Origin of the sequence: Snuella lapsa (assembly GCF_039539345.1) — a bacterium.
Lineage (GTDB): Bacteria > Bacteroidota > Bacteroidia > Flavobacteriales > Flavobacteriaceae > Snuella > Snuella lapsa.
The window spans coordinates 37,555-49,881 of record NZ_BAABCY010000051.1 but is presented as its reverse complement, the minus strand read 5'-3'; the positions used below and the strand labels follow the sequence as shown (position 1 = coordinate 49,881).

At 36.8% G+C, this 12,327-nt stretch carries 13 protein-coding genes; 11 read left to right on the top strand and 2 right to left on the bottom strand.

Going from position 1 to position 12,327, the window contains the following annotated elements; all coding sequences use genetic code 11:
• Window positions 1-108: 108 nt before the first annotated feature.
• Entirely contained in the window at window positions 109-1,509 is a 1,401-nt protein-coding gene (gene lpdA / locus ABD792_RS09565) for a dihydrolipoyl dehydrogenase (protein ID WP_345005726.1), read from the bottom strand.
• A 218-nt stretch (window positions 1,510-1,727) separates the two neighbouring features.
• On the opposite strand from lpdA, the gene ABD792_RS09560 reads away from it, so the two are divergent.
• From ABD792_RS09560 to ABD792_RS09540, 5 genes are all read left to right on the top strand, one after another.
• On the top strand, window positions 1,728-1,937 hold the full coding sequence (locus ABD792_RS09560; protein ID WP_425568143.1) for a dodecin: 210 nt from the start codon (window positions 1,728-1,730) through the stop codon (window positions 1,935-1,937).
• Window positions 1,938-2,083: 146 nt separating this feature from the next.
• On the top strand, window positions 2,084-2,542 hold the full coding sequence (gene smpB, locus ABD792_RS09555) for an SsrA-binding protein SmpB (RefSeq protein WP_345005724.1): 459 nt from the start codon (window positions 2,084-2,086) through the stop codon (window positions 2,540-2,542).
• Window positions 2,543-2,698: 156 nt separating this feature from the next.
• The gene (locus tag ABD792_RS09550) at window positions 2,699-3,256 is read left to right on the top strand and encodes a hypothetical protein (RefSeq protein ID WP_345005723.1); all 558 of its coding nucleotides are present in this window, start codon (window positions 2,699-2,701) and stop codon (window positions 3,254-3,256) included.
• Window positions 3,257-3,303: 47 nt separating this feature from the next.
• Window positions 3,304-5,163 (top strand): Xaa-Pro dipeptidyl-peptidase, encoded by a 1,860-nt coding sequence (locus ABD792_RS09545; protein WP_345005721.1) that lies wholly within the window; start codon window positions 3,304-3,306, stop codon window positions 5,161-5,163.
• Between the two features lie 20 nt (window positions 5,164-5,183).
• Window positions 5,184-5,735 carry a pyridoxamine 5'-phosphate oxidase family protein gene (locus ABD792_RS09540; protein ID WP_345005720.1) on the top strand — a complete coding sequence of 184 codons (552 nt, stop codon included), beginning with the start codon at window positions 5,184-5,186 and terminating at the stop codon, window positions 5,733-5,735.
• A 4-nt stretch (window positions 5,736-5,739) separates the two neighbouring features.
• Here ABD792_RS09540 and ABD792_RS09535 read toward each other — a convergent pair whose 3' ends face one another.
• Window positions 5,740-6,381 (bottom strand): protein-L-isoaspartate(D-aspartate) O-methyltransferase, encoded by a 642-nt coding sequence (locus ABD792_RS09535; RefSeq protein ID WP_345005719.1) that lies wholly within the window; start codon window positions 6,379-6,381, stop codon window positions 5,740-5,742.
• A 156-nt stretch (window positions 6,382-6,537) separates the two neighbouring features.
• Between ABD792_RS09535 and ABD792_RS09530 the strand changes: the two genes are divergently transcribed.
• The 6 genes from ABD792_RS09530 to ABD792_RS09505 all read left to right on the top strand — a co-directional run bounded on the left by ABD792_RS09530 (window position 6,538) and on the right by ABD792_RS09505 (window position 12,281).
• Window positions 6,538-7,503, top strand: coding sequence for a Gfo/Idh/MocA family protein (locus ABD792_RS09530; RefSeq protein WP_345005718.1), 966 nt, complete (start codon window positions 6,538-6,540; stop codon window positions 7,501-7,503).
• 38 nt (window positions 7,504-7,541) lie between these two features.
• Window positions 7,542-8,432 (top strand): 3-hydroxyacyl-CoA dehydrogenase family protein, encoded by an 891-nt coding sequence (locus tag ABD792_RS09525; RefSeq protein WP_345005716.1) that lies wholly within the window; start codon window positions 7,542-7,544, stop codon window positions 8,430-8,432.
• Window positions 8,432-8,887: a YcxB family protein gene (locus ABD792_RS09520; RefSeq protein WP_345005715.1), complete on the top strand. Its 456-nt coding sequence runs from the start codon at window positions 8,432-8,434 to the stop codon at window positions 8,885-8,887. The genes ABD792_RS09525 and ABD792_RS09520 overlap by 1 nt, the downstream gene beginning before the upstream one ends.
• A 4-nt stretch (window positions 8,888-8,891) precedes the next feature.
• Window positions 8,892-10,130, top strand: coding sequence for a DUF1015 domain-containing protein (locus ABD792_RS09515; RefSeq protein ID WP_345005714.1), 1,239 nt, complete (start codon window positions 8,892-8,894; stop codon window positions 10,128-10,130).
• Window positions 10,131-10,208: 78 nt separating this feature from the next.
• Window positions 10,209-10,877 carry a YggS family pyridoxal phosphate-dependent enzyme gene (locus ABD792_RS09510; protein ID WP_345005713.1) on the top strand — a complete coding sequence of 223 codons (669 nt, stop codon included), beginning with the start codon at window positions 10,209-10,211 and terminating at the stop codon, window positions 10,875-10,877.
• Between the two features lie 39 nt (window positions 10,878-10,916).
• Complete coding sequence (locus ABD792_RS09505; RefSeq protein ID WP_345005712.1) at window positions 10,917-12,281, top strand: exonuclease domain-containing protein; 1,365 nt, start codon at window positions 10,917-10,919, stop codon at window positions 12,279-12,281.
• Window positions 12,282-12,327: the final 46 nt, after the last annotated feature.

Genomic DNA, 12,327 nt, shown 5'->3' with positions numbered 1-12,327 from the left:
GCTGGGGGGAATCCTGATAAGGTTTTTAAAACTTAAAAAAAATGGCCGGAATTTCTTCCGACCATGGCTACCCTAAAGGTTGCTTTTAAAAATATTATGTTTTTGTATTTATATGTGTAACGCCCTATCTTCAGTAGCAGCTAAAGCCGCTTCTTTAATAGCTTCTGTAAAAGTGGGGTGCGCATGCGACATACGTGATATATCTTCGGCCGAAGCTCTGTACTCCATAGCCACTACAGCTTCGGCGATCATATCGGCAGCACGAGCACCAATCATATGCACTCCTAAAATTTCATCAGTTGATTTATCTGCCAATACTTTTACAAAACCATCCAAATCCATACTTGCCCTGCTACGTCCTAAAGCACGCATAGGGAATTGTCCAGTTTTATAAGCAACCCCAGCTTCTTTTAATTGTTCTTCGGTCTTTCCAACACTAGCTACCTCGGGCCAAGTATAAACTACACCTGGAATTAAATTATAATCTATATGTGGTTTTTGACCTACCAATGTTTCGGCAACAAATACACCTTCCTCTTCCGCTTTATGAGCCAACATAGCACCTTTTACCACATCACCAATAGCATAAATATTAGAAGCTGATGTTTGTAAATGATCGTTTACTTCTATCTGCCCACGTTCATTGATCTTAACTCCGGCAGCTTCAGCATTTAACCCATCCGTATACGGACGACGTCCTACAGATACTAAGCAGTAATCACCTTTAAACTCTACTTCTTCTCCTTTTTTATTATCTGCTTTAACAACAACTTCGTCACCAATACGCTCTACAGATTTAACCTTATGAGAAGCATTTATCTTAAATTTTTGCTTCTTAAGTACTTTGTTCAATTCTTTAGATAAACCAGCATCCATAGTTGGAATGATTCTATCCAGATATTCTATAACGGTTACTTCGGCTCCTAAACGCTTATAAACCTGCCCCAATTCAAGACCTATTACACCTCCTCCTATTACAATTAAATGCTTTGGAATCTCCTTAAGCTTCAATGCTTCGGTAGATGTAATTATGCGTTCCTTGTCTATATTAATAAAAGGCAAACTTGAAGGCTTAGAACCAGTTGCAATAATGCTGTGCTTCGCTTCAATCTCTATTGTTTCCTTACCATTAACAACAATATGTGTTGCATCCTTAAAAGCACCCAAGCCCTCATAAACATCAATCCTGTTCTTTTTCATTAAAAAATCGATACCACCTGTGGTTTGGTCTACTACGGCTTGTTTGCGGGCAATCATTTTCTCTAAATTCACTTTAATTTCTCCCGGCACTTCAATACCGTGATCTTCAAAATGCTTCACGGCATCCTCATAGTGGTGAGATGAATCTAAAAGAGCTTTACTCGGAATACAACCTACATTTAAGCAAGTACCACCAAGTGTAGCATATTTTTCTATAATTGCAGTTTTCATACCCAGTTGCGCACAACGAATGGCTGCCACATAACCTCCTGGACCAGAGCCAATAACGGCTACATCGTAAGAATTCATAAGATTATTTTTAGTCGATTTTGTTAAAACGAGTACAAAAATACGAATTTTGAATGATGTTAGTAACTTTCAAATGCATTGATTTTACTTATTTATGCTAAGAACCTTCCCTTATAAATAGTTTAACTCCTTTCTAAATAACTCCCTAAAAACATAACAAACTAAATTGCAAACACTTACTATATTTTTCGTATCTTAATTAGCTAAAAACTAATATCATGGAAGAGCATATTTACAAAAAAATTGAAATAGTAGGTACTTCAGAAAAATCAAGTGATGAAGCCATACAAAATGCATTGGCAAAAGCTTCTCAATCGGTACACAATTTAAGATGGTTTGAAGTTATCGATACCCGTGGAAGCATTAAAGATGGAAGTGTTGAGCGATGGCAAGTAACCATTAAAGTTGGCTTTACTATGCATAGCTAATGCCTTTTACTCATAGTATTTTACAAAATCACAAAAATAATTTATACAACTAAAAATAGCGCTACTCGCAATTTAGTTTCAAATTTCTTATGCCCTTTCTTCTCAAGTTAAGCACAACATCATAAAATTATGTAGCTTTGTGCTCCATGCAAAAGACTATTAACATACAAAATAAAAAAGCCCGCTTTCAATATGATATATTGGACAAATATACTGCTGGTATTGTATTAACGGGAACCGAAATAAAATCCATTCGAAACAGCAAGGCTTCTATTGCTGAAAGCTTTTGTGAATTTAATGATCGAGGTGAACTTTTTGTTATTAATATGACCATAGAAGAATATCTTTACGGCAACTACTACAATCATAAACCCAAAGCCGAACGCAAACTTCTTTTAAACAAAAGAGAACTAAAAAAATTACATAAAGAAGTACAAAATACGGGAATCACCATTATTCCCTTACGTTTGTTTATAAACGATAAAGGTTATGCTAAACTGGATATTGCCTTGGCAAAAGGGAAAAAACTTTACGATAAACGGGAAACCATAAAGGACAGGGACAACAAACGTAATCTGGATAGAATCAAGAAAATATACAAATAATTTAAGAATCTGTTAACACGTAAATCCTAAGTAAATTTAGACCTTGGTAACTTATTTTTATGATTATCCATGTATGATTAAAACCGTAATTATTTACACAATCTATAACATACACATACTACATGTGTCCATTACGAAATCAACAAACACAAACACATGAGACAATTAGTAACTATTCTGGCTATTGCCTTAATTTCTACAACTGTAAAAGCGCAAGACGCCTCTACCCCCCAAAAAAACGACACTGTTAAGGAACAGGCCATTGACAGCTCGAAAGTATTAACGCTTAACGGTACGGTAAAAGCTTTATATGAGGTCATTTCTGGAGAAAAAGAAGAAAAACGTAACTGGGAATTCTTCAAATATCTATTCCTCCCGGATGCCAAACTCATAGCTTATGGAAAAGACGCAGAGGGCGCCCAAAAAGTTAGATTCATGTCTCCCAATAACTATATTAACAATGCAGGTGAATGGATGGTTGAAAATGGTTTTTTTGAAAAAGAAATCCATAGAGAGATAGAAGTATTTGGCAATATTGCACATGTTTTTAGCACCTACGAAGCTTACACCAGTGCAGACAAAGAAATCCCGATGTTAAGAGGCATTAATAGTATCCAGCTATTAAATGATGGTGAACGCTGGTGGATCGTAAACATTTTTTGGGCTCAGGAAACCTGGCGAACACCAATACCCAAACAATACTTACCAAAATAAAACCAAAAAAACTAACTCCTTTTTCACTCTAATACAAATCACATAGTATGAATACAACATACAAAATAAAAACACCTAGAGTACTTATAGTTACAGTATTACTATTACAGATTTTCAGTTATTTGCAGGCACAAACAAAAGCTTCTCCTGTTTTTAAAGATGGTGAGGCTCAAATAGTTGAAGCATTTAATGATCCTGAAAAATGGATACGTCATGACTTATGGGTCGAAACAACATTCGACACAGATGGTGATGGCAAGTTAGACCGTATGCATGTGGACGTAACAAGACCATACCAAACAGAAACTGAAGGCCTAAAACTCCCCGTTATTTACGAGTCCAGCCCATATTATGCTGGTGTTGCACCCAATGTTGAAGGTTTATTTTGGTATGTTAATCATGAATTAGGAGAAACAGCCAAACCCAGAACCCAAGTAGAAGTAACTCGCAAAGGAAAACGTCCCATTATATCAAACTCCCAAATTAGAACATGGGTTCCCAGGGGATATATTGTAGTACACTCATCCTCTCCTGGCACTGGGCTTTCACAGGGTTCTCCTACCGTTGGTGGTGATAACGAATCTTTAGCACCAAAAGCCGTCATCGATTGGCTGTGCGGTCGTTCCAAAGGATATACTACACCAGATGGTAATGAAACGGTTAACGCTTTTTGGTCGACGGGAAAAGTTGGTATGACGGGAACATCGTATAATGGCACCATACCCTTAGCCGCTGCGACAACCGGTGTCGAAGGATTAAAGGCCATAATTCCAGTAGCTCCTAACACTTCCTATTATCACTACTACAGATCTAATGGTTTAGTAAGATCTCCTGGCGGCTATTTGGGTGAAGATATTGATGTTTTATATGATTTTATACATAGTGGTGATGAGACCAAACGTGCCTATAGTAACAAAGTGGTTAGGGATACTGAAATGAAAAATGGTATGGATAGGGTTACTGGAGACTATAACGACTTCTGGGCAGGCCGAGATTATTTAAACGATATGAAACCCATGAAAGCTGCCTTATTAATGTCCCATGGCTTCAATGACTGGAACGTGATGCCCGAACACAGCTATAGAATTTACAAAAAAGCAACAGAAATGGGATTACCTACCCAAATATACTACCACCAAAATGGTCATGGTGGCCCACCCCCAATCACAATGATGAACCGTTGGTTTACGCACTATCTTCACGGCATTGATAATGATGTTGAAAACGATCCTAAAGCTTGGATTGTTCGTGAACATGACCCCAAAGATAAACCAACACCTTACAAAGCGTATCCCAATCCTGATGCACAAAACGTAAAACTATACCTTACAGCAGGGGCTCCGAAAGCGGGAAGCTTAACTACAGCCCAAAACGATGTTCGTGGGAAAGAAACCTTAATTGACAACTATAATTTTTCTGGGGATTCATTGGCTAAATCACCAAGTTCTGAACACCGCCTTTTATATGTAACACCTAAACTTACTGAAGCACTTCACATTTCTGGGACACCAAAAGTTACCATTAAACTGGCTAGCAGCAAACCAGCTGCGAACCTATCAGTTTGGTTAGTTTCACTCCCTTGGAACGAAGGAAAGAAGGCAAAAATAACCGATAATATTATCACGCGCGGATGGGCCGACCCTCAAAACCATAAATCACTTACCAAAAGCAGCCCTTTAAAACCTGGTAAGTTTTATAAGGTTACTTTTGATCTCATGCCAGACGACCAGGTTATTCCCAAAGGGCAACAAATTGGATTGATGATATTCTCCAGTGACAAAGATTTTACTTTACACCCTAAACCGGGAACAGAGCTAACCATTGATTTAAACGGTACAACTTTAACCTTGCCCTTGGTTGGTGGTAAAGAAAAATTTAATAATGCTTTAGGAGCTAAAAACAAGTAATAATCTGCAAAACCAAAAGCATGGGAAAACAATTTTCTGAAATAAACGATGATCTTCAGGACTTTGTTAAAAATCAAAAGATATTTTTTGTTGGTACGGCGGCAAAGGACGGACGTGTAAACATCTCTCCTAAAGGACATGACACGCTTAGGATATTAAGCCCTAATAAACTAGTTTGGCTAAACCTTACTGGAAGCGGTAATGAAACGGCTGCCCATCTGTTAAAAAATGACAGAATGACTATTATGTTCTGTGCTCTTGAAGGCAAACCTTTAATACTAAGGCTTTACGGTAAAGCCAAAATATACCACGAAAGAGACACTAAATTTCAAGAATACATCAAAATGTTTCCACACAACGTTGGCTCGAGGCAAATCATAGAAATGCATATAGATTTAGTACAAACCTCTTGTGGTTATGCCGTGCCCCTTATGGATTTTAAAGAAGAGCGCGGCATGCTAAATGCCTGGTCGGAAAAACAAGGCAAAAAACGTATCGAAATGTATTGGCAAGAAAAAAACACCAAGAGCATTGATGGTTTTGAAACGGATATTCTACCAAAAAATAAATGACATTCTAATTTTTATCTTCTAACAAAGGCACAAAACGAAATTCCCCAAACTCATGCTGCTCAAATTCCTTGGGGCCTTTCCTTATGAAAAGAGTCATTACCTGTACATCATTGCCCACTGGAATGACCAAACGCCCGCCAATAGCTAGTTGAGCTAACAGCGGTTTTGGGACAAATGGTGCTCCGGCAGTCACAATAATACTATCAAAAGGCGCTTCTTCCGGCAAGCCTTTATAGCCATCGCCAAAAACAAACTTTTTGGCTCTATATCCCAGCTTAGGCAAAAACTTACTGGTCTTTTTAAATAATTCCTGCTGGCGCTCTATACTATACACTTTAGCTCCCAGCACACATAGCACAGCTGTTTGGTATCCACTGCCCGTACCTATCTCCAAAACTTTATCGCCCTTTTTCACTTGCAACAATTCGGTTTGAAACGCCACAGTATACGGCTGAGAAATAGTTTGATCGGCAGCAATTGGAAATGCTTTATCCTGATAAGCATGATCCAAAAATCCCGAATCCATAAATAAATGTCTTGGTATGCTCCCAATAGCATTTAATACCGCAGGGCTGGCTATACCTTTGGCTTTTATAACATTAACTAATTGCTGTCGTAAACCCTTATGTTTAAATGTATCGTTCAATGGCTATATCATTTTTCACGGATAAAATTAGGCATTCCTTTCTAAGCTCAAAACATTTTTTTTTAGAATTTACACCAGTGGCTTTTAACTAAATTTTAGCTTAAAAAAGTACATTCATATTTTAAATATCTTATTTTTGTTGAAAACGTAAAATTTATGCTAAAAGCTGGTGTACTTGGTGCCGGACACCTCGGAAAAATTCATTTAAGACTTCTCAATCAATCTGAAAAATATGAGCTTGTTGGTTTTTATGATGCCGATGAAGCGAATGGTAAAAAAGTAGAAGCCGAATTTGGTTATAAATTCTTCAACTCCATAGATGCGCTTATTGATGCGGTAGATATGGTAGATATTGTTACGCCTACGCTTTCGCATTACGATTGTGCCAAACAGGCCATTGCAAAAGGCAAACATATTTTTATTGAAAAGCCTATTACCAATACCGTTGAAGAGGCGGAACACATAAGAGAACTCTTGGCTAAACATAAGTTACGCGGACAAGTAGGGCATGTCGAGCGATTTAACCCAGCATTCATCGCTGTAAAAGACGATATTAAGTCTCCTATGTTCATCGAATCGCATCGTTTGGCCGAATTTAACCCGAGAGGCACCGATGTGCCTGTAGTATTAGATTTAATGATCCATGATATAGATATTGTTCTTAGTATCGTTAAATCTAGAATTAAAAACATTTCTGCCAGCGGTGTTTCTGTTATAAGCGACACGCCCGATATAGCCAATGCCCGCATAGAGTTCGAAAATGGATGCGTAGCAAATTTAACAGCCAGTAGAATTTCGTTAAAAAAAATGCGTAAAGCACGATTCTTTCAAAGAGACGCCTATATCTCTGTCGATTTCCTAGATAAAAAATGTGAAGTTGTAAAAATGAAAGACGCCCCAGAACACCCTGGAGATTTTGACATGGTACTTCAGAATGCTGAAGGCATAAAAAAACAAATTTATTTTGACAACCCGCATATAGCAAACAACAACTCCATATTGGACGAATTAGAAACCTTTGCAGATGCTATTAATAATAACACAACACCTATTGTAACCCTACAGGATGGTACAGAAGCCCTTCGTGTTGCCAATCAAATAATAAACTGTTTTAACAAATAGGCACACCTCCGTAAACAAGAAAAATTAAAAACTAAACGATGAAACATATTGCAGTAATAGGAGCCGGTACAATGGGTAATGGTATCGCACATACCTTTGCTCAAAATGATTTTAAGGTACGGCTTATCGATATAAATGAAAGCGCTCTAAAAAAAGGGATAGAGACTATTTCTAAAAATCTGGATCGAATGGTTGCCAAAGAGACGATTTCAAAACACGCAAAAGACGAAACACTAACAAATATAAGCACCTACACATCTATTGTCGAAGGCGTTAAAAATACAAGTTTGGTCGTAGAAGCAGCCACAGAGCATGTAGATTTAAAACTCGATATTTTTAAACAACTGGATAAGGCTTGTCCAAAAGATACCATTTTAGCAACCAATACATCCTCCATTTCAATAACTCAAATAGCAGCAGTTACGAATAGACCAGATAAGGTTATAGGCATGCATTTTATGAACCCCGTTCCCATTATGCAATTAGTGGAGGTTATAAGAGGTTACAGTACCAGTGACTCAGTTACCCAAACCATCTTGAACCTGTCTAAAACCCTTGGAAAAACACCTGTAGAAGTAAACGATTACCCTGGTTTTGTAGCCAACCGTATTTTAATGCCCATGATTAACGAATCCATTGAAACACTCTACAATGGTGTAGCAGGCGTTAAAGAAATAGACACTGTAATGAAATTAGGCATGGCACACCCTATGGGACCTTTACAACTTGCAGATTTTATTGGTTTGGACGTTTGCTTGTCTATTTTGAATGTAATGTACGAAGGCTTTAAGAATCCGAAATACGCTCCGTGCCCCTTATTGATTAACATGGTTAGAGCCAATAAATTAGGCATTAAATCAGGCGAAGGTTTTTACGATTATACCGAGGAGAGAAAAGCAGAAAATGTTGCTAAACAGTTTTTACAATAATGACCAAAACAAAACCATACGCTTTATCAAAAAATCAGTACGCAAAAATTTTAATCCATAAACGTTTTAAAAATTTCTGGTGGCTATACGCAATAATGATCCTATTGGGTTTACTAAACCTAAAAACGTTTAATGAGAGTAGTTTTAGTAGTTTTGTTGTTATATTTTCTTTAGCCTACCCAATAGTAACATTTCTTTTTCTTTATCTATGGACACATGCTAAAGCGCACAATCCTATATTCTCCACAACCAACTTACTTTTTGATAATGAATTCATTTATTTTCATGTCAATAAAAATGAGACAAAACTACACCATGAAAGCATTCAAAAAGTAGTATCCAACAAAATATATTGGTTACTATATGTTTCTAAAGGACAATTTGTTTATATACCAAAAGATATTTTTTATACTCAAGACGATTTTAATAAATTTTCAGTTATGATTAACACATAACAACATGGCAAAAGTTATTCCTTTTAAAGCAGTGCGACCAACACGTGACAAGGTGAGTTTGGTAGCCTCACGCTCCTATCAGAGTTACACACAAAAAGAACTGGAGTTTCGATTAACATACAATCCATTTTCATTTTTACATATTGTAAACCCAGGCTATAAATACCATCAGGACATTACAGGGCAAGAGCGGTATCATTTAGTAAGAAATCGATATTTAGAATTTAAAGAAGATGGGATTTTTGAGCAGGACGAATCCCCTTGTTACTATGTATACAAAATTGTAAATCGTGAAGGGCGTTCTTTCTCTGGTATTATAGCTGCCACAAGTGCCGAAGACTATAAAAATGACGTTATTAAAAAACATGAAGACACCATCGAATACCGCGAAAATATTTTTAAAGATTATCTAAAGACAGTCGGTTTTAATGCAGAACCTGTATTACTTACCTATCCCGACAATGATGTGATAGCATATATAATCAAGGATACTCAACGTGAACGTGCTGAATTTGAGTTTACAACCACTTATAGGGACACTCATTATCTATGGAAAATAAACAATACAAAATTAATTGACACCATACGTAATGAGTTCGAAGCCATAAACCCTATTTACATAGCTGATGGACACCACCGATCTGCTTCATCATACTTGCTTTCAGAAGCTTTAAAGGCCGAAAACGATAAGCATACGGGAAAAGAGCCTTATAATTATTTTATGAGCTTCTTAATTCCTGAATCCAATTTAAAAATTTTTGAGTTCAATAGACTTGTTAAAGACCTAAACGGTCTTTCTAAAGAAGCATTTCTAATTCAGCTAGATACCATGTTCCGTATTGAAAATAGAGGTAACGAATTATATGCACCAAACAAAAAACATCATTTTAGCATGTATTTAGATGGTAATTTTTATTCTTTATACCTAAGAAAAAACAACACAGAATTTGCTACACCCTTAGATGCATTAGACACCCAAATTCTTTATAAAACCATATTACAGCCCATACTTGGAATTTCCGACTTGCGCAATGACACCCGTATTGAATATTCGCACGGTAAAAATGATCTGGTAACCATAAAAACAAAAGTTGACAATGGCGACTTTGCTGTTGGCTTCGGACTAATGCCCATTTGTATTGATGAGATGAAAGCTATAGCCGACGCTGGATTAACCATGCCCCCAAAAAGTACTTTTATTGAACCAAAACTACGAAGCGGTGTTACTATTTATGAATTTTAAAAGTGTTTATTTGATTTGCTTAGTTGATAAGTCGTTTGGATATTTGCAACTTAACTACTAATTACAACACAAAAAATAATGTCTATAAAACAGAACCTTCAAGATATAAAAGTCTCTTTACCCGAGCATGTCACTTTGGTCGCTGTCTCTAAAACCAAACCCATAAACGATTTAATGGAAGCCTATAAAGCAGGACAACGTGTTTTTGGCGAAAATAAAATTCAGGAGATGGTTCAAAAACATGACGTCATGCCAAAAGATGTCGAATGGCATATGATTGGCCACGTACAGCGCAATAAAGTAAAATACATGGCCTCTTTTGTTAGATTGATTCATGGTGTTGACAACCTAAAACTACTTCAAGAAGTAAACAAACAGGCGCGAAAACACGATCGGTCAATAAACTGTTTGCTACAAATAAAAATAGCTTCTGAAGATTCTAAATTTGGGATGTCCCCAGAAGATGCAGCGGCCCTCCTACAATCTGAAAACTTACGGGAACTAAAGAACATTAAGGTTATCGGTCTTATGGGCATGGCAACCTTTACAGAAGACATGAGCCAAATAAAAAATGAATTCTCTTATTTAAAAGAAACTTTCGATAAATTACAACAATTCTCAAGTTTCAACTGTCAGCTCTCAACTTTAAGCATGGGTATGAGTGGCGACTACCAATTGGCGATTGACTGTGGAAGCACAATGGTTCGCGTAGGAAGTAGTATCTTTGGGGCCAGAAACTACAATTAACCACATAAACTATAAACGACTAAACACATAAACACCATATTGTACGCAATATTAGACATAGAAACCACAGGAGGTAAGTATAATGAGGAAGGCATTACCGAAATTGCAATTTACAAATATGATGGACATCAAGTTGTAGACCAGTTTATTAGTCTGATTAATCCAGAACGTGAAATACAACCCTTTGTAGTTAACCTTACGGGGATAAACAGCAACATGCTTCGCAATGCTCCAAAGTTTTACGAAGTAGCCAAACGTATTGTTGAAATAACTTATGACTGTATCATTGTTGCTCACAATGCCCAGTTTGACTACCGTATTTTAGGCACAGAATTCAAACGGTTGGGATACGACTATAAGCGTCAATCCCTATGTACGGTCGAGTTGTCCAAAAACCTTATTCCAAACCAGCCTTCCTATAGCCTGGGCAAATTAGTACGTTCCTTAGGAATTCCTGTTGCCGACAGGCATCGTGCCGCTGGTGATGCCCAAGCAACGGTAAAGCTTTTTAAAATGTTATTGGAAAAGGATTCTTCTAAAAACATTATTCAGCAATCCATCCGTTTAAACCCCAAGCACCAATTAGAGCCCCGACATTTGGACATTATTAACGAATTACCTACAACAACAGGGGTTTATTATATTCATAAAGCCAATGGCGACATCATCTACATTGGTAAAAGCAACAATATAAAAAAGCGTATCAATCAGCATTTTACAAGTAGTAACCAAAAGTCAAAAAAAATACAAGCGCAAGTTGCTGCCGTTACTTATGAAGCAACTGGTAGTGAATTAGTAGCCCTTCTAAAAGAAAGCGAAGAAATAAAACGCACTAAGCCAGTATACAATAGAGCTTTAAGACGCACATCCTTTACCCATGCCCTATATAGCTTTACAGATGAAAAAGGGTATACCAACCTTAAATTAGATATAGCTGACGGACGAAAAAATGCAATAACCACATTTAGTAACAAACAAAGTGGAAAAAGCTTTATTGCCAATGCTGTAGAAGAGTACAAACTATGCCAAAAATTAACAGGTTTGTATCCAACCAAAACAAGCTGTTTTAATTACGATATTAAAACATGTGCTGGAGCCTGTATTGAAGAAGAGCCAGCTGAGCTATATAATCAACGTGTAAATACCCTTATCTCAAAAAATAGTTACGCCAATAAAAATATGGTTATTATAGACAAAGGCCGCGATATAGACGAGCGCAGTGCCATTCTTATTAAAAATGGCGTGTACCAAGGATATGGTTTCTTCAATTTAAACTACCAAATAAACAATCTTGACATTTTGGAGTCTATCATTACCCACATGAAAAACAACAGGGACACTCAGCATATTATTCAAAATTATTTAAGGAAAAACAAGCGCTTAAAAATAATGGTCTTTAATTAAGCCCATATCATAATAAAATATTATTTTGTGAGTTAAATAATACATC